Genomic DNA, 16250 nt, shown 5'->3' with positions numbered 1-16250 from the left:
GCCACGGCTTCCGTGCTGCGCGGCGCGCGGCCGCGCCGGCATCACATGCCGCGCATCGCGGCGAAACCGAAGTGCGACGGATCGATTGGCACACAACCTGCCGGCAAACCGTTCGCGTCGACCGAGCGGCATTGCAGGATGCCGGCTGCATACGGCGGCGACGGGACCTGGTCGGCACCGTATCGCGCCATCGCCATGGCAGCGACCGTGCCTATCGCCAATACGCACAGCTTGCGAGTCGTCAGTCTCATGATCGTGGTCTCCTCCGGTTGTCCGCTGGTGCGGTTCGTGTCCGGCTGGCATCGCATGCGCCACCGGATGACTGCACGGTAGCCAGCGCCCGGCCGTCGGCCATCGTCCGTTTCGACTAGGGGCAAACGCTGAGCGGACGATGCGCGGCCTGCGGCATCGCAACATCGCGCGCCACGGCTTCGCCTGCATGAAGGAAACGCGGCACGTCGCGCGCCTGCCGCGGCCGGCCGCACGAATCGTCAGACGCATGCCGCGCACCGTTCGCTGCGCCGCACCATCCATGCACCCTGATGCCACATGCGGCGGCCCGCCCCGGTGTTTTCCCCGACCCTCGCCCTGCTCCGTATGGACGATGAATCCCGGCCGGCCCGGTGCGAACCTGCGCGTCGACGTCGCATTGCCGCCGCGTCGGCCCGCCTTGCGCGGCCAACGCGTTCCGTTCTTCCACGGGAGCCCACGCATGACCGATTCCAATCCCCGCCACGCGCTGTACGAACTTGCGTGCCGCTACGCGCAAGCCGTCGACCGGCGCGACTGGCCACGACTCACCGCACTCTTCACCCGCGACGCCACCCTGGCCGGCCCCGGCTTTCGCTTCGACGACCGCGACGCGATCGTCGCCGGCATGCGCGTGATCGAGCGCTACGAAGCGACCCAGCATCACGTGCACAACCAACTCGTCACGCTCGACGGCAGCGAGGCCGATGTCGAGACCTACGGCGTCGCCTGCCACGTCTACGTGCGTGACGCCGTGAAGCGCAAGCTCGACTGGGGGCTGCGCTATCGCGATCGCTGCGTGTTCGACGACGGCAAGTGGCGCTTCGCCGCGCGCACGCTGCACGTCGACTGGGCGCAAGACCTGCCGCTGGAGGGCTGAGCGATGCACACCTCTGCTCCCCTCGCCGGCCGCACCGCGCTCGTGACAGGTGGCGCCGGCGGCATCGGTGCGGCCTGCGCGCATGCGCTGGTCGCCGACGGCGCGGCCGTCGTGCTGATGGGCCGCCGCCGCGATGCGCTCGAACGCACGCAGCAGCAATTGACCGACGCCGTACCCGACAGCCGCGTCGCGATCCATGCGGGCGACGCCTGCGACGAAGGCGACCTGCAGGCCGCGCTCGACTGCGCATGGGCGATCGACCATCGGCTCGATATCGTCGTGCCGACGGTCGGCGGAGCCGGCTTCCGGCCGCTGCTGCTGCACGACGCCGACACCTTCCGCGCGGAAATCGACCTGAACCTGCACAGCGCGTTCGCCGCGATCCGTCATGCCGCGCCGCGGCTCGCTGAAAGCGGCGGCGGCGCGATCGTCTGCATTTCGTCGACGGCCGCGCAGATCAATTTCCGCTGGCTGTCCGCGTACTGCACCGCGAAGGCCGCGCTCGAAGCGCTCGTGCGCGGCGCGGCCGAGGAACTGGCCGGCGCGCAGATCCGCGTGAACGCAGTGCGCCCGGGCCTCACGCGCTCCGAAGCCACCGCGCCGATGTTCGACAACCGCGCGCTCGTCGCCGGCTTTCTCGAGCAGATCCCGCTCGGCACGCTCGGCGAACCGGAAGCGATCGCGCATGCGGTGCGCTATCTCGCCGGCCCCGAGTCGGGCTGGGTGACCGGCCAGAGCTTCGCGGTCGATGGCGGCCATGAGCTGCGCGCCAACCCGCGCGTCGACGACACGATCGCGCAGATCTACGGCACGGCCGCGCTCGATGCGATCAAGGCCGGCCGCGCGCCGGGTGCCGCATGAGCGCCGTCCTTCTTTCAACGTCAACGGAATCCGACCGACCATGAATCGAGTCGCAAACAAGGTCGCGCTGGTCACCGGCGCGGCAAGCGGCGTCGGCCGCGCGGATGCACTGCTGCTCGCCGCCGAAGGCGCACGTGTCGTGCTGACCGACATCGACGAGGACGCGGGTCGTGCGCTCGCCCGAGAGATCGGCGACGCGGCGCTGTTCGTCCGTCACGACATCGCCGACGAAGCCGGTTGGCAGCACGCGATCGCATCGACGCTCGAGCGCTTCGGCCGCCTCGACGTGCTCGTCAACAACGCGGCGATCTGCCCGGTCGGCTCGATCGAGGACACGAGCCTCGACACGTGGCGGCGCGTGATGCGCACCAATGCCGACGGCTATTTCCTCGGCTGCAAGTACGCGATCGGCGCGATGAAGGGCAACGACACGCCGGGCTCGATCGTGATGATGTCGTCGGTCGCCGCGCTCGGCGGGCTGCCGATGATGTGCGCGTACACCGGGTCGAAAGGCGCGGTGACGGCGCTCGCGCGCAGCGTCGCCGTGCACTGCAAGCGCAGCGGCTACCGGATCCGCTGCAACTCGATCCATCCGGACGGCATCTGGACGCCGATGACGCAGGCGCTGATGCCCGATCTCGACCCCGCCGCGCTCGGCATCGGCAGCGATCCGATGGCGCGCATGTGCGACCCGCAGGACGTCGCGAATCTCGTGCTGTTTCTCGCGTCCGACGAATCGCGCTTCGTGAATGGTGCGGAGCTGCGGATCGACAACGCGCAACTGGTGTCGTCGCTGTGACGCGACTCACTGCTTTCCCGTTCAAAGGAGTCCATCGATGATTTCATTCACCGGCAAGACCGTGCTGGTCACCGGCGGCGGCGCGGGCATCGGCCGTGCGTGCGCGCAAGCGTTCGGCGCGGCCGGCGCGCGCGTCGCGGTGGCCGAGATCGATCCGGCCCGCGCGCAGGATGTGCGCCACGCACTCGAAGCGGCGGGCGTCGATGCGCTCGTCGGCACCGTGGACGTCACGCGCCCCGACGAGGTCGACGCATTCGCGCGAACCGTCGACGCACGCTTCGGCGGCCTCGACGTGCTCATCAACAATGTGGGCGATTTCCTGCAGATCGCGAAACCGTTCGACGACTGCACCGACGACGACATCGCACGGCTGTTCGACGTGAACCTGCGCCAGGTGTTCATCGTCACGCGCGCGATGCTGCCGTTGCTGCGCAAGCGCGGCGCGGGCAGCAGCATCGTCGGCGTGTCGTCGATCGAGGGCTTCCGCGCGATTCCGAACTGCACCGTGTACGCGTCGTTCAAGGCTGCGCTGACCGGCTTCACGAAGAGCCTTTCCGTCGAACTCGGGCCGGCCGGCATTCGCGTGAACCAGATCGCCCCCGAAACCACCGAGACGCCGCAGGTGCCCGTCAGCGCGATGGTCGCGGCCGAGCATCACGGGCACATCCCGCGCTGGATCCCGCTCGGGCGCTTCGGCGTGGCCGGCGATATCGCGGGCGCCGCGCTGTTCCTCGCGAGCCCGCTCGCCGCGTGGGTCACCGGCACGACGCTGCATGTCGACGGCGGCGCGCTCGCGGCGGCCGGCTGGTATCGCGACCCGAACGGCTTCTGGACCAACCTGCCCGTCGTCACGGGCAACGGCTTCAACTTCTGAGCGGCACCGCTCGCCTGTTCCTCGCCTGTACCTTTCACGCGGCGCGGTTGCGCCGCTAACGGAGACTTCATGAAGATCCTGATCGTCGGCGGCACCGGCCTCATCGGCGGCCATGTCGCGCTGCACCTGCACGCGCAGGGCAACCATGTCACGCTCGCCGCGCGCAAACCGCCCGCGCCCGGCAGCGCACTCGTCCGGTTCGACGTGCTGCTGCGCGACTACGTGGCCGGCAACTTCACGCGCGACGATCTCGCGCCGTTCGACGCGGTCGTATTCGCAGCGGGCAACGACATCCGCCACCTGCCGCCCGGCACCGACGAAGGCGCGCACTGGGAACGCGCGAACGTCGACGCGGTGCCGCGCTTCTTCGCGCTTGCGCGCGACGCGGGCGTGAAGCGCGCGGTGCTGGTCGGCAGCTTCTATCCGCAGGTCGCGCCGGCGCTCGTCGACACGGTGCCGTACGTGCGCTCGCGCCATCTCGCCGACGAACGCGTGCGTGCGCTCGCGACGCCGTCGTTCGCCGTGTGCAGCGTCAACGCGCCGTTCGTCGTCGGATCGGTGCCGGGGCTGCGCAACGAGATGTTCGCGGCGTACACCAACTATGCGCAGGGCCGGTTCGCGGGGCTGCCCGTATTCGGGCCGGCCGGCGGCAGCAACTTCATCTCGACGCAATCGCTGTCGGAAGCGATCTGGGGCGCACTGCAGCGCGGCGAAGCGGGCAAGGCCTACCTCGTCGGCGACGAGAACCTCAGCTTCGCCGATTACTTCGCGGCCTTCTTCCGCGCGGCCGGCAATCCGCAGGACGTGCCGTCGCTCGACCAGGAGCATCCGCTGCTGCCCGACATGGCGATCTACACGGGGCGCGGCAACGTCGTGTCGTATGAACCCGATCCGGCCGACAGCGCGCTGCTGCGCTACCGGCGCGGCGACGTGCAGCGCGCGGTGGACGAAGTCGTCGCGCATTGCCGCGCGCAGTAAGCGAACGGCGCGTGTGCCGCGCCGATGCAGAAACGTCCCGCCGCCGGCGATGCATGCCGGCGGCGGGACGTCGGGTACGACGTGTCGATGCGGGCCGTCAGGCGCCGATGCGCTGCTCGATCTTCTTCATCGTGTCGGTCATTTCGGCCGGCAGCCGCAGCTTCAGCGTATCGAACAGCGCCGCATGCAGCTTCAGTTCCTCGCGCCATTCATCGGCGTTCATCGCCGTCACCGCATCGAACTGCTCGCGCGTGAAATCGAGCCCGTCCCAGTGCAGGTCCTCATACGCGGGCGACACGCCGAACGCATGCTCGCCGCCACCGCCCGTGCCTTCGAGACGATCGAGCATCCACTTCAGCACGCGCATGTTCTCGCCGAAGCCCGGCCACACGAACTTGCCGTTCGCATCCTTGCGGAACCAGTTCACGCAGTAGATCTTCGGCAGTTTCGCGCCCGCGCCTTCGAGCTGCTTGCCGAGTGTCAGCCAGTGCGCGAAATAATCGCTGACGTTGTAGCCGCAGAACGGCAGCATCGCGAACGGATCGCGGCGCACGATGCCCTGCTGGCCGACTGCCGCAGCGGTGGTTTCCGAACCCATCGTCGCGGCCATGTACACGCCTTCGACCCAGTCTCGCGCCTCGGTCACGAGCGGCACGGTCGTCGAACGGCGGCCGCCGAAGATGAATGCGTCGATCGGCACGCCGGCCGGATTCTCCCAATCGTCGTCGATCGACGGGCACTGTGCGGCCGGCGCCGTGAAGCGCGAATTCGGATGCGCGGCCTTGCGGCCCGTTTCCTTGCCGATTTCCGGCGTCCACGGGTTGCCCTGCCAGTCGGTCAGCTTCGCGGGCGGCGTGTCGGTCAGACCTTCCCACCACACGTCGCCGTCTTCCGTCAGCGCGACGTTCGTGAAGATCACGTTTTCTGTGAGCGTCGAGATCGCGTTCGGGTTGGTCTTCACGCCGGTGCCCGGTGCAACGCCGAAGAAACCGGCTTCCGGATTGATCGCATAGAGTCGGCCATCGCGGCCCGGCTTCAGCCACGCGATGTCGTCGCCGATCGTCGTGACCTTCCAGCCTTTGAAGCCCTGCGGCGGAATCAGCATCGCGAAGTTGGTCTTGCCGCACGCGGACGGGAACGCCGCCGCGACGTGATATTTCTTGCCGGCCGGTGACGTCACGCCGAGGATCAGCATGTGTTCGGCGAGCCAGCCCTGGTCGCGGCCCATCGTCGACGCGATACGCAGCGCGAAACACTTCTTGCCGAGCAGCGCGTTGCCGCCGTAGCCCGAGCCGAAACTCCAGATTTCGCGCGTTTCGGGGAAATGCACGATGTACTTGACCGGGTTGCACGGCCACGGCACGTCCTGCTGGCCGGCCTCGAGCGGATGGCCGACGCTGTGCACGCACGGCACGAACTCGCCGTCCTCGCCGAGCACGTCGTACACCTCGCGGCCCATGCGCGTCATGATCCGCATGTTCACGACGACGTACGGGCTGTCGGACAGTTCGACGCCGACGTGCGCGATCGGCGAGCCGAGCGGGCCCATCGAAAACGGCACGACGTACAGCGTGCGGCCACGCATCGAGCCGCGGAACAGGCCGTTGAGCGTTTCGCGCATTTCGGCGGGCTCGATCCAGTTGTTGGTCGGGCCGACGTCGTCGCGCGAAGCCGCGCAGATGAACGTGCGATCCTCGACGCGCGCGACGTCCGACGGATCGGATTGCGCGAGATACGAATTCGGGCGCTTCGCCGGGTTCAGGCGCTTGAGCGTGCCCTGGTCGACCATCGCCTGGCACAGCGCGTCGTTTTCTTCCTGCGAACCGTCACACCACACGACGCGCTCGGGCTCCGTGAGCGCCGCGATGCGCGACACCCAGTCGATCAGCTTGCGATGTTTGACGAAAGCCGGCGGAGCGATCAGCGGGCCGTGTGTTACTTCGGCCAGATTGTTGTGCGACATGAGGTGTCTCCAGATTATTAGGCGAGGATGGGGGATGCGGGGCGAGCCCGCGAGATGGGGTATGCGATTGGAGCGCAGGGTGCGGCGGCGCGCAGGACGGGACGCGCGAGCGGAGCGCGTGTCGATGCCGCGATGCGAGCGAGAGAAGGTGATGTCTCTTTAGTAAGTGCGAACGCGAGTTTCGCCATACAAGCAACCTGCCGTACAACTCCATGACGGCCAGCATACCATCGCCGTTATTCGGCAAACGTTGCGTTGCAACAAGAAACAACTATGTCGGCGACCCGGCACGCCGGTTGCCTGCGCGTTCTTTTTACAGCGCCATTGCGCGCGCTTTGGGGACGAAACGGCCAGGACGGCCGTCCGGCAAGGGTTTCGCGGAAGCGGAAAATTTGGCGCACCGCTCGCGCGCGCGGCCCGCACGAGCGCGGGCCGGGCGAATTCACGTTTTCGCTACTCAGGCAAACCCTGAATTAGGTTGCGTACACAAACATCTGACGTGAGCGTGTCGCAAGCACCCCCGCTCAAAACGGCGCGCCGGGCAATCCGGGGTAATACGCGCCCGCTGCCATCCCGCCGTCGACGGCCAGCTCGGCGCCATTGCAGTACGACGCTTCGTCGCTCGCGAGGAACAGCGTCGCGCGCGCGATTTCGTCAGGCAGGCCGACGCGTTGCAGCGGCACGTTCGCGTAGTGCTGGTTGATTTCCTCGAGCGGCGCGCCGGTCGGGTTCGACATCGCGGTGTTCACGCCGCCCGGATGGATCGAATTCACGCGCACGCCCTGATGGCCGAGTTCGAGCGCCGCAACCTTCGTCAGCCCGCGCACGCCCCACTTGCTCGACACGTACGCGGCCAGCGCGTTCACGCCGCGCAGCCCGTCCACCGACGAGATGTTGACGATCGACCCGCTCTTGCGCGCGATCATGTGCGGCGCGATGGTCCGGATGCCGACGAAGGTCCCGACGAGGTTGATCGACACCGCACGCTCGAAATCGCGTTTCGACAGCTCCGTGATGCCGCCGAACGTCAGCACGGCAGCGTTGTTGACCAGCACGTCGATCCGGCCGAACTGCTCCATCGTCGCGTCGGTCGCGCGCACCCAGCTTGCTTCGTCGGCGACGTCGAGCCGCATGAAGCGCGCCGCGTCGCCGAGTTCGCGCGCGAGCGCTTCGCCTTCCACGTCGAGCACGTCGCCGATCACGACGCGCGCACCTTCCGCGACGAACAGCCGGCACGTCGCCGCGCCCATGCCACGCGCACCGCCCGTGACGATCGCTACCTTTCCTTCCAGTCGACCCATGTCGTCCTCTCTTCGATTCCGGTTTGCCGGCTGCCCGCTACGCCCCTGCGCGGGTTTGCCGTTCCATGATTCGCGCGCGGCCCCAGTGCCGCGCACCTTCGATCCCGCCTTCAGCCCCAGTAAGCCTGGCCGCCGTCGAGCGGCAGCGTCGCGCCCGTCAGGTAGGCCGCGTCGCGGCTCGCCAGGAACACGATCGCGCGACCGATGTCCTGCTCGCAGTCGCCGACGCGGCCGAGCGGAATCGTGCGAAAGAACGCGGCGGCTTCCTGCGGATTTGCGTCGACCCAGCCTTTCAGGCCCGGCGACAACGCATGCGGCGCGACCGCATTCACGCGGATGCCGTCCACGCCCCATTCGCACGCGGCCGCGCGCGTCAGCGCACGGATCGCCTCCTTGGTCGCCGCGTACGCGCCGTAGCCGGATGCATCCCAGCGCACCGCGGCGGACGATGCAAAATTGACGATCACGCCGTCACCCTTCAGATGCGGATGGCACGCGCGCATCATGCGCAGCGTCGCGATCGGCCCCGATTCGAGCCCCGCCTGGAAACTCGCGTCGGTGACGTCGAGCAGGCGGCCGAGCGGCACGACCTGCGCGTTGTTGATCAGGATCTGCACGCCACCGAACCGCGCGACGACGTTGTCGACGCATTGCTCGATCTGCGACGCGTCCATCACGTCGCACACGAACGGCTCGGCCACGCCGTTGCGCGCGCGGATCGCCTCGCAGGTCGCGAGCAGTTTGTCGAGGGTGCGGCCGACCACGGCGACGTGCGCCCCTTCCGCCGCGAGCGCCTGCGCGACGCCCTGGCCGACGCCCTGCCCCGCGCCCGTCACGAGCGCGACCTTGCCTGTCAGGATGCCCATGCGTGCTCCTCAGGCGACGATCGCCGGATGCGCCTGTACAGGCCCACCCAGCAGTTCGCGGTACGACGGCGGCTGCTTGCCGTCGAGATCGGCGATGCCGTACCGCAGCGCGGCCTCCGCGCCGACTAGCACCTGGCCCGACAGCGTCATGCGCTGCGGATCGCCATGAATCGCGTGAATCACGCGGCCGGTGAACTCGGGGCTTTCCGCGACGAGCGAGAATTCCTTGTACAGATCCGGGTGTGCTTCCCACACGCGCGTCGTACGCTCCGTGCGCAGCGGGCCCATCCAGATCGACACGGCCGCGACGTCGAACGGCTTCAGATCGACGGCCATGTCCTTCGCGAACTTGTCGACGCCGGACTTCTGCGCGCCGTATGCCGCGCCGTGCATATAGCAGCTCGCGCCGAACGACGACGTGAACGCGATCAGCCCGCTGCGGCGCTGCGCCATCAGTCGCGCCGCGTGCCAGCTCGCGACATAGGCCGAGCGCAGCCCGACATCGAGGATGTTGACGAGATCGAGCGACTTCTCCCAGAACGGGCCCGGCAGGATCAGCTGATCGTGCAGGCAGGTCGCGTTGTTCACGAGAATGTCGAGCCGCCCGCTTTCGCGTTCGACACGCTCGAACAGCGCCTTCACCTGTGCGTCGTCCGCGTGGTCGCAGGCCACCGCGATCCCGCGGCCGCCGAGCGCATCGATCTCGCGCGCGGTTTCGTGGATCGTGCCGGGCAGCGGCGCATCGCCTTCGTTCTGCGAACGGCCCGTCACATAGACGGTCATGCCGGCCGCGCCGAGCGCGCGCGCGATGCCCTTGCCCGCGCCGCGCGAGGCGCCCGTCACGACGGCGACCGGCGCCTCGTGGTTCTGTGTCATGTTCGATGTCTCCTATGGAATGTGCTTGGCGCCACGTGGATGGCGTTCGCTTGCGTCAGGCGGCCGGCGGCAGCACGCCGGCGAACAGCACGCCCGGCGCATCGCCTTCGTAGCGGGCCGACAGCGTCGACGTGACGACGCAGCGCGTGCCCGCGATCTTCCATTCGCCGTCGACCTTCCGGTATGCGTCGTCGTAGTACGCGCCGAGCTGCGTGAGCGTGCGCGCGTTCGTGTCGATCATCTGGTAGTGCAGGCCCCACGTGCCGCGTGCATGCGTCGCGTCGAGCACGTCGATCTCGGGATTCACGCCGTGGTGCATCTCGACGATGTGCGGATGGCAGCCGAGTTGCGCGAACACGTCGACGAGCGCGTCGCGCGTGTCGAATGTGCCGATCCGGCCGTAGTCGATATGCACGGGGCCGGGCGCGAAGCAGTCGCGCATCCCCTCCGGATCCTTGCGGTCGCAGCAGGTGAAGTAGCGCGCCTTCAGCCGGCGGATTGCGTCGGCGTCCTCGAGCCGGCGCACGCGCGCTTCCAGCGATTCGATGAGGGTCATCCTGTCTCCTTGTTCGGTGCCGGCGCGGTTCGAACGCCGCGTCGATGCCACGTTACCGCCGCGCGATGTGTCGGCCATCACCCGTTCGGATGAAACCGGCGATTCGACCCGGCGGCACGGGCCGCATGCGTGCGGCGCGTTCGTCCGAACAGACGATGTGGTGCGGGTGCCTTCGTTCCTACCATCGAACGACACCACCACGAGACCCGGCGATGGACGACACGACCCGCACGCTCCACGAGTACGAACAGATCAGGCAGTTGAAGTACCGGTATTTCCGCGCGGTCGACACGCACGACTGGGCGCTGCTCGCGGATTGCCTGACAGAAGACTGCGAAGCGCGGCTGTATGGCGGCCGCTATGCGTACGACGGCCGCGACGCGTTCGTGACGAGCCTGCGCGCGCTGATCGGCAAGCCGACCTTCCTGACGATGCATCACGGCCATCACCCGGAGCTCACACTCGTGTCGGTCGATCATGCGTGCGGTGTGTGGTTTCTCGAGGATCACGCGATCAATCTTGAGGATAACTACCTGCTGCACGGCACCGCGTTCTACGACGACCAGTACGTGAAACGCGATGGCGTGTGGCGCATTCACGCGACGCGCCACGAGCGGCTGTTCGAAACCGTCACGTCGCCGATCCCGCCGTCGTTCACGCTGACCGCGAACCGGTTCGCGCCGGATGCGCATCAGATGTCCGGATCGACCGAAGCCGCTTCCTGAATCCCGGCGGCAATGCCGCCGATCCTGTCATCCCCCTCTGGAGCCGGAGCAATGGAGAAAATCATGTATGTGTTGTGGCGCGATACGCAGGCCGCGCCCGATCAGTGGAGCCGCACGGTGCGCGCGCAGCTCGCCGACAAGCTGCTGTCGCTCGGTGCGCACGGCGTGCAGGTGAACGTCGCCGATGCGGATGTCGCGCCGGCCGCCGGCCTGAAACAGACCAACACGCACCCGGGCATCGACGGGATCGTCGCGGTGTGGGTCGACAGCGCGAATGCGATGTTCCGTCAGCCGTTCGACGACGCGGTGCGCGCCGTCGTCCCGCACATGGCGGCGTATCTCGTCACCGAGTCGCAGCCGATTCCGAATACGCGCTTTCCGGCGCGGCCGGGTGAGCGGACCACGGGGTTCTCGCAGCTCGCGTTCCTGAAGCGGCCGCCGCGGCTGACGCACGAAGCGTGGCTCGACGTGTGGCACGGGCATCACACGCGCGTCGCGATCGATACGCAGGACAATTTCCTGTACGTGCAGAACGTCGTCGTGCGCGCGCTCACGCATGCGGCGCCGGGGTACGACGCGATCGTCGAGGAGTGCTTCCCCGCGGCCGCGATGACCGATCCGCATGCGTTCTTCGATGCGCTCGGCGACGACGAGAAGTTTCAGCGGAACGTGGCGGAGATGATGGACAGCTGCGGGCGATTCATCGATTTCGACAAGATCGATGTGGTGCCGACGAGTCAGTATGTGGTGAAGGCGGTGCGGGGGTGAGTTTGGGCGATCGCGTGGAGCGATCGCCTTGCGCGGGATCGGGTGCCCTGTTCCCCTGCCGGCCGGCGCAGCGCTCGCGCGCATCGCCGGCCTGACGTTCGGACAGGCCGGCGCAAGGCCGGCCACGACGCTAGAACGCGCTCTTGATCACGCCACCGTCGGCGCGCAACGCGGCGCCCGTCGTCGCCGACGAAAGCGGGCTGGCGACATACGCCACGAGCGACGCAACTTCCTGCGGCGAACTGAATCGCTTGATGAGCGACGTAGGACGGACCTTCTCGAAGAATTCCTTCTCGTACGCTTCGAACGATTTGCCGTCCGCCTTCGCGAGCGTCTCGACGAATTCGCCCACGCCGCGCGATCGGGTCGGCCCCGGCAGGACGCTGTTGACCGTAATGCCCGTGCCGGCAACGGCCTCGGCCAACCCGCGCGCAACCGCAATCTGCGCGGTCTTCGTCATTCCGTAGTGGATCATTTCGGTCGGAATCTGAACGGCGCTTTCGCTCGAGATGAAGATGATGCGCCCCCAGTTTGCCTGCTTCATCGCCGGCAGAAACAGCCGCGCGAGGCGCACGCCACTCAGGACGTTGACGTCGAAGAAACGCTGCCAGTCCGCATCGGGGATCTCTTCAAACGGCTTGGGCTCGAAGATGCCGAGGTTGTTGACCAGAATTTCCACGCCGGGATGGCGCTGCGCGAGTTGGTCGGCCGCTTCGGCGGTGCTCAGATCGCCGGCAAACCCGACCACGTCGCCGCCGGTTTCCGCCTTCAGTTGTTCGACCGCTTCATCCACCGATGACTGCGAGCGGCCGTTGACGATCACGCGAGCGCCTTCCTGCGCCAGCGTGCCGACGATAGCGCGGCCGATGCCGGCCGTGCTTCCGCTGACCAGCGCGAGTTTGCCTTTCAGATTGAGATCCATGGTGATTTCCTGTTCCTTGAACGAAGTAAAAACGACGACATCAAGTGCTGAACAACCGGATGCGGCGATCGGGGCTCAAGTCCGCGTGATCGAGGCGCCGCCATCGACCAGCGATGCGGTGCCGGTCACGAACGACGAATCGTCCGACGCAAGATAGAGCACCGAGCGCGCGAGTTCTTCCGGCTTCGCGACGCGCTTGAGCGCATGCAGCCCCGTCACGAACTGCCGGGACTCGTCGGTATCGTTCATGCCGCGATACATCTCCGTGTCCACCGCGCCCGGCAACACCGCGTTCACGCGCACGCCCTGTGCGCCGTACTCGGCGGCGAGCGCCTGAGTCAGGCCGATCAGGCCGGCCTTGCTCGCCGCATAGGCCGCGGTGCCCGGAAACGCGAACGAGTACCCGACGAACGTCGACGTGAAGATGATCGATCCGCCGCCGTGCTTCACCATTTCGGGAATCTGGTGCTTCGCGCCGAGGAAGGCACTGGTCAGGTTGGTGGCCAGCGCGGCGTTCCAGCCCGCTTCGGAAATACCGGTGCTCGGCCCCATCTCGCCCAGCGTACCCGCGTTGTTGTAGGCAATGTCCAGGCGGCCGAAGCGGTTCACGGCGAGCGCGACCAGCGCCTTCGCGAAGTCCTCCGATTGCACGTCGCCCGCCAGATACGCGGCTTCGCCGCCTTCGCTCGCAATCTCTGCGGCGAGCGCTTCAAGCTCGCCCGCGCGGCGGGCCGCAATGACCACCTTGGCGCCTTCCTTCGCGAACAGCTTCGCCGTTGCCCGGCCGATTCCTGCACTGGCGCCCGTCACGATGGCGACTTTTCCCGTCAAACGTTGCATGTTCAATCTCCGATGTACTCCGTTGGCCAGTGCCCGATGCCTTGGCCCGTGAGAGCACTATAGGATTCAGCATTGATTGAAGAAAGGCAGAAAACGTGGTTGTATCGTTCATCTTTTATGAATGATCGGGGAACGAGATGGACCGCCTGCGTGCGTTTGAGGTCTTCGTAACCGTCGTGAGCCGCGGCGGCTTTGCGCGAGCGGCGGACGTGCTCGGCACGTCGCCCGCCAACGTCACCCGTTATGTGCACGAGCTGGAAGCGCACCTCGGCACGCGCCTGCTGAATCGCACGTCGCGCACGCTGTCGCTCACCGAGGGCGGCGAGACCCTGTACGCGCGCTGCAAGACCATCCTCGACGAAGTCGCGGAGACGGAAGGGCTCGTGTCGTCCGCGTCGGTGGAGCCCCGTGGGCGCCTGCGCATCAACGCGCCCGTGAGCTTCGGCATTCAGTACCTGGCGCCGCTATGGCCCGGCTTCATGCAGAAATATCCGCGCATCGAACTCGACGTCGGGCTGATCGACCGCGTCGTCGATATCGTCGACGAAGGCTACGATCTCGCCATTCGCATTTCTCGCGCGGGTTCGACGAGCCATGCAGCGCGAAAACTGGCGACGTCGCAAAACGTTCTGTGTGCGTCGCCGGCCTATCTGGCGCACTTCGGACATCCGGCCGTGCCCGAGGACCTGATCGGGCATCGACGCATCGGGTACACGTATGCGGCCACCGGCGACGAATGGGAACTGATCGACGGAGACGGCAAGGTTCATATCGTGAGGTCCGACTGCCACATGCATACCAACAACGGAGATACGGCACGCGCCGCCGCGCTCGCCGGGCAAGGCATCATCTGGCAACCCACCTTCCTGATCGGCGACGATCTCCGGACAGGCAAGCTCGTTCCCGTGTTGCCCGGGTATCGCCTGCCGGATATCGACATCCTTGCCGTCTATCCGAGCCGGCGGCATTTGAGCGCCCGGGTGCGCGTCATGATCGACTTCCTGGTCGATGCGTTCGGCGGCGTGCCGCCGTGGGATCGGGACGCCGGAAATCGGGCAGACGCCACGCAGGCGACGCGTTGAGTGCAAATTCGGCCCACAGTGTCCGTCATGTTGTTCGTTCAGGTTGGGGCGTGGGTGGTCGTTCTTCGGTAGCCCCGCGCCGCCGCATCCATTCAGCTCAAGGCACCTTGGCCAACGCCAGAATGGCCATCACCGCATCGTCCTCGATTCCCTTGATATCCGACGGAAATCGATTCCTTTGCGGTATCAGCACGATGAGCCCCTCGATCTGCGCGGTGACCAGTGCAGCGCGCCGGTTGAGCGCGGCTTGCGACAATGCCGGGTTCACCGCTTCGATGAATCCGGCGATCACGCTTCGCTGAAACCCGTATCCCTCTTCGAGCATTTTCCGCGCGAACTCTTGCGTCTGAGCCAGTGCCCAGAAGTTCACGAACAGGCTTTGGGTCCTGGGCTGCTTGCTGTCTTCGAGCAACAGCCGGACCACTTTCTCCAGACGGCCCTCGGGTGTCAGCGACGTGTCCGCACGCACGCTGTCGTACGTGTTGGCGTACGCCTCCCTCGTCACGGTCAGGATGGCCTCGAAGATGTCCTCGCGCGTGGGAAAGTAATGCTGCAGGTTCGACAGCGCCAATCCCGCCTTTGCCGCGACCTTCCTCATGGTCAGCCCGCCGTAGCCTTCGTCCACGAAGATCTCGATCGCACTGGCCATAATCTTGTTCACAGCGTGCTTGCCGCGTTCGGTCAAGACGCGTCCGTTATCGAGAGCCGCCCTCTTCAAGAATTCCTCCTGCTGCCCTGTGAGCGAATGCCCCGGGCGATGATGCCGATGGCGCGTCAGCGCCGTTCATGCCCGGTCGCAGACCGACCGCGTCTTATCGGCGCCATGCATGAGGCGCGGTAATTTAGGTTGGTCGACCGGATTTTGCAAAACATCGATGCCTGACACGGGTCGTGTCAGTTCCACTGCAGGGGCCGAAAGGCCGAACCTGACGGCGACATTCTACGCAGGATCGGCAATCCGGGGACAGGCGCCGATGTCGATTGGCGAGCGGCCCCATGACTTGCTCGACACCCGTCAAAAATGGGTCGAGTGACACCTTTTCGTCGATGCGACCGAACACCGTTGACGCCCCCGCGGTCCCGTCCCTTTGCCACGCGCATGACAAAACGTCTATACTTGGACATTCCATCGACCGACTCGCCGACGCACTCGCCCCGGCGCGCCTCGATCCCCCGGCCCCACCTGCCCGGAGCGACATGAGCGACTATCCCGTTTTCGACACGCTTTGCGATCTGCTGAACACGTCCGGTGCGCGGTTCCGTGTGCTGGAGCATCCGGCCGAAGGGAAATCCGACGCAATCGCCGCGCTGCGCGGCACGCGCCCCGAACAGGGCGCGAAGGCGATGCTCTGCACGTTCAAGGATGGCGGCGACGCCACCGCGCTCGCGGTGATTCCCGGCCACCTGAAGATCGACTTCCGCAAGGTCGCCGATGCGGTCGGCCGCCGCAAGGCCACCCTCGCATCGCCCGACCTCGCGGCCACCGTCACGCGCTGCGTGATGGGCGCCGTGCCGCCGTTCGTGTTCGACCCGAGCGTGACGCTCGTCGTCGATCCGGCCCTGGTCGAACGCAACACCGAGATCGCCTTCAACGCGGGTCGCCTCGATCGCTCCGTCGTGCTCGACGCGGCCGACTACGTTCGGATCGCGCAGCCGCTGCTCGCCGACATCACGCGGCCGGAGGCGGCGGGCGGCGAGTAACACGCCTGT

18 protein-coding genes are annotated in these 16250 nt (G+C 66.9%); 9 read left to right on the top strand and 9 right to left on the bottom strand.

All coding sequences use genetic code 11. The annotated features are described in order from the left end of the window. Window positions 1–41: 41 nt before the first annotated feature. Window positions 42–251, bottom strand: a complete 210-nt coding sequence (locus FFS49_RS18430) for a hypothetical protein (protein ID WP_046196543.1) — start codon at window positions 249–251, stop codon at window positions 42–44. A gap of 461 nt (window positions 252–712) precedes the next feature. On the opposite strand from FFS49_RS18430, the gene FFS49_RS18425 reads away from it, so the two are divergent. The 5 genes from FFS49_RS18425 (at window position 713) to FFS49_RS18405 (ending at window position 4641) form a co-directional block, all read left to right on the top strand. Next, window positions 713–1129, top strand: a complete 417-nt coding sequence (locus FFS49_RS18425) for a nuclear transport factor 2 family protein (RefSeq protein WP_105815411.1) — start codon at window positions 713–715, stop codon at window positions 1127–1129. 3 nt (window positions 1130–1132) lie between these two features. After that, window positions 1133–1990, top strand: a complete 858-nt coding sequence (locus tag FFS49_RS18420) for an SDR family oxidoreductase (protein ID WP_105815200.1) — start codon at window positions 1133–1135, stop codon at window positions 1988–1990. Between the two features lie 40 nt (window positions 1991–2030). After that, window positions 2031–2789: an SDR family oxidoreductase gene (locus tag FFS49_RS18415; protein ID WP_039367607.1), complete on the top strand. Its 759-nt coding sequence runs from the start codon at window positions 2031–2033 to the stop codon at window positions 2787–2789. Window positions 2790–2826: 37 nt separating this feature from the next. Then, the gene (locus tag FFS49_RS18410; RefSeq protein ID WP_105815199.1) at window positions 2827–3663 is read left to right on the top strand and encodes an SDR family NAD(P)-dependent oxidoreductase; all 837 of its coding nucleotides are present in this window, start codon (window positions 2827–2829) and stop codon (window positions 3661–3663) included. A gap of 69 nt (window positions 3664–3732) precedes the next feature. After that, entirely contained in the window at window positions 3733–4641 is a 909-nt protein-coding gene (locus FFS49_RS18405) for an NAD-dependent epimerase/dehydratase family protein (protein WP_039367603.1), read from the top strand. 97 nt (window positions 4642–4738) lie between these two features. On the opposite strand, the gene FFS49_RS18400 is transcribed toward FFS49_RS18405, so the two are convergent. The 5 genes from FFS49_RS18400 to FFS49_RS18375 all read right to left on the bottom strand — a co-directional run bounded on the left by FFS49_RS18400 (window position 4739) and on the right by FFS49_RS18375 (window position 10203). Then, window positions 4739–6604, bottom strand: a complete 1866-nt coding sequence (locus FFS49_RS18400) for a phosphoenolpyruvate carboxykinase (GTP) (RefSeq protein WP_039367600.1) — start codon at window positions 6602–6604, stop codon at window positions 4739–4741. Window positions 6605–7128: 524 nt separating this feature from the next. Beyond that, window positions 7129–7905 (bottom strand): glucose 1-dehydrogenase, encoded by a 777-nt coding sequence (locus tag FFS49_RS18390; protein ID WP_039367597.1) that lies wholly within the window; start codon window positions 7903–7905, stop codon window positions 7129–7131. 110 nt (window positions 7906–8015) lie between these two features. Next, a complete protein-coding gene (locus tag FFS49_RS18385; RefSeq protein WP_105815198.1) occupies window positions 8016–8771 on the bottom strand; it encodes an SDR family oxidoreductase in 756 nt (251 codons plus the stop codon). Between the two features lie 9 nt (window positions 8772–8780). Further along, entirely contained in the window at window positions 8781–9647 is an 867-nt protein-coding gene (locus FFS49_RS18380) for an SDR family NAD(P)-dependent oxidoreductase (RefSeq protein ID WP_105815197.1), read from the bottom strand. 55 nt (window positions 9648–9702) lie between these two features. Then, window positions 9703–10203: a nuclear transport factor 2 family protein gene (locus tag FFS49_RS18375; protein WP_105815410.1), complete on the bottom strand. Its 501-nt coding sequence runs from the start codon at window positions 10201–10203 to the stop codon at window positions 9703–9705. A 212-nt stretch (window positions 10204–10415) separates the two neighbouring features. Between FFS49_RS18375 and FFS49_RS18370 the strand changes: the two genes are divergently transcribed. Together FFS49_RS18370 and FFS49_RS18365 are read left to right on the top strand one after the other, a co-directional pair. Continuing rightward, window positions 10416–10928 carry a nuclear transport factor 2 family protein gene (locus FFS49_RS18370; RefSeq protein WP_071332548.1) on the top strand — a complete coding sequence of 171 codons (513 nt, stop codon included), beginning with the start codon at window positions 10416–10418 and terminating at the stop codon, window positions 10926–10928. A 51-nt stretch (window positions 10929–10979) separates the two neighbouring features. Beyond that, on the top strand, window positions 10980–11696 hold the full coding sequence (locus FFS49_RS18365) for an EthD domain-containing protein (RefSeq protein ID WP_039367584.1): 717 nt from the start codon (window positions 10980–10982) through the stop codon (window positions 11694–11696). Between the two features lie 130 nt (window positions 11697–11826). Here FFS49_RS18365 and FFS49_RS18360 read toward each other — a convergent pair whose 3' ends face one another. Both FFS49_RS18360 and FFS49_RS18355 read right to left on the bottom strand, forming a co-directional pair. Beyond that, window positions 11827–12618, bottom strand: coding sequence for an SDR family oxidoreductase (locus tag FFS49_RS18360; RefSeq protein WP_105815196.1), 792 nt, complete (start codon window positions 12616–12618; stop codon window positions 11827–11829). Between the two features lie 75 nt (window positions 12619–12693). Further along, window positions 12694–13458 (bottom strand): SDR family oxidoreductase, encoded by a 765-nt coding sequence (locus tag FFS49_RS18355; RefSeq protein WP_071332545.1) that lies wholly within the window; start codon window positions 13456–13458, stop codon window positions 12694–12696. 137 nt (window positions 13459–13595) lie between these two features. On the opposite strand from FFS49_RS18355, the gene FFS49_RS18350 reads away from it, so the two are divergent. After that, window positions 13596–14540, top strand: coding sequence for a LysR family transcriptional regulator (locus FFS49_RS18350; protein ID WP_105815195.1), 945 nt, complete (start codon window positions 13596–13598; stop codon window positions 14538–14540). Window positions 14541–14637: 97 nt separating this feature from the next. Here the strand turns inward: FFS49_RS18350 and FFS49_RS18345 are convergent, their stop codons facing one another. Beyond that, window positions 14638–15225, bottom strand: coding sequence for a TetR/AcrR family transcriptional regulator (locus FFS49_RS18345; protein WP_137909837.1), 588 nt, complete (start codon window positions 15223–15225; stop codon window positions 14638–14640). Between the two features lie 512 nt (window positions 15226–15737). On the opposite strand from FFS49_RS18345, the gene FFS49_RS18340 reads away from it, so the two are divergent. After that, window positions 15738–16241, top strand: a complete 504-nt coding sequence (locus tag FFS49_RS18340) for a YbaK/prolyl-tRNA synthetase associated domain-containing protein (protein WP_105815193.1) — start codon at window positions 15738–15740, stop codon at window positions 16239–16241. The last annotated feature ends 9 nt before the right edge of the window (window positions 16242–16250 follow it).

Origin of the sequence: Burkholderia sp. 4NA327C6 (genome assembly GCF_005502655.1) — a bacterium.
GTDB lineage: Bacteria > Pseudomonadota > Gammaproteobacteria > Burkholderiales > Burkholderiaceae > Burkholderia > Burkholderia contaminans.
The sequence above is the reverse complement of the archived record's forward strand: the minus strand, read 5'-3'. Positions and strand labels throughout refer to the sequence as shown.

Coding starts and splice junctions, on each gene's coding strand:
- FFS49_RS18430 (WP_046196543.1), bottom strand. CDS start 251: ATGAGACTGACGACTCGCAAGCTGTGCGTATTGGCGATAGGCACGGTC.
- FFS49_RS18425 (WP_105815411.1), top strand. CDS start 713: ATGACCGATTCCAATCCCCGCCACGCGCTGTACGAACTTGCGTGCCGC.
- FFS49_RS18420 (WP_105815200.1), top strand. CDS start 1,133: ATGCACACCTCTGCTCCCCTCGCCGGCCGCACCGCGCTCGTGACAGGT.
- FFS49_RS18415 (WP_039367607.1), top strand. CDS start 2,031: ATGAATCGAGTCGCAAACAAGGTCGCGCTGGTCACCGGCGCGGCAAGC.
- FFS49_RS18410 (WP_105815199.1), top strand. CDS start 2,827: ATGATTTCATTCACCGGCAAGACCGTGCTGGTCACCGGCGGCGGCGCG.
- FFS49_RS18405 (WP_039367603.1), top strand. CDS start 3,733: ATGAAGATCCTGATCGTCGGCGGCACCGGCCTCATCGGCGGCCATGTC.
- FFS49_RS18400 (WP_039367600.1), bottom strand. CDS start 6,604: ATGTCGCACAACAATCTGGCCGAAGTAACACACGGCCCGCTGATCGCT.
- FFS49_RS18390 (WP_039367597.1), bottom strand. CDS start 7,905: ATGGGTCGACTGGAAGGAAAGGTAGCGATCGTCACGGGCGGTGCGCGT.
- FFS49_RS18385 (WP_105815198.1), bottom strand. CDS start 8,771: ATGGGCATCCTGACAGGCAAGGTCGCGCTCGTGACGGGCGCGGGGCAG.
- FFS49_RS18380 (WP_105815197.1), bottom strand. CDS start 9,647: ATGACACAGAACCACGAGGCGCCGGTCGCCGTCGTGACGGGCGCCTCG.
- FFS49_RS18375 (WP_105815410.1), bottom strand. CDS start 10,203: ATGACCCTCATCGAATCGCTGGAAGCGCGCGTGCGCCGGCTCGAGGAC.
- FFS49_RS18370 (WP_071332548.1), top strand. CDS start 10,416: ATGGACGACACGACCCGCACGCTCCACGAGTACGAACAGATCAGGCAG.
- FFS49_RS18365 (WP_039367584.1), top strand. CDS start 10,980: ATGGAGAAAATCATGTATGTGTTGTGGCGCGATACGCAGGCCGCGCCC.
- FFS49_RS18360 (WP_105815196.1), bottom strand. CDS start 12,618: ATGGATCTCAATCTGAAAGGCAAACTCGCGCTGGTCAGCGGAAGCACG.
- FFS49_RS18355 (WP_071332545.1), bottom strand. CDS start 13,458: ATGCAACGTTTGACGGGAAAAGTCGCCATCGTGACGGGCGCCAGTGCA.
- FFS49_RS18350 (WP_105815195.1), top strand. CDS start 13,596: ATGGACCGCCTGCGTGCGTTTGAGGTCTTCGTAACCGTCGTGAGCCGC.
- FFS49_RS18340 (WP_105815193.1), top strand. CDS start 15,738: ATGAGCGACTATCCCGTTTTCGACACGCTTTGCGATCTGCTGAACACG.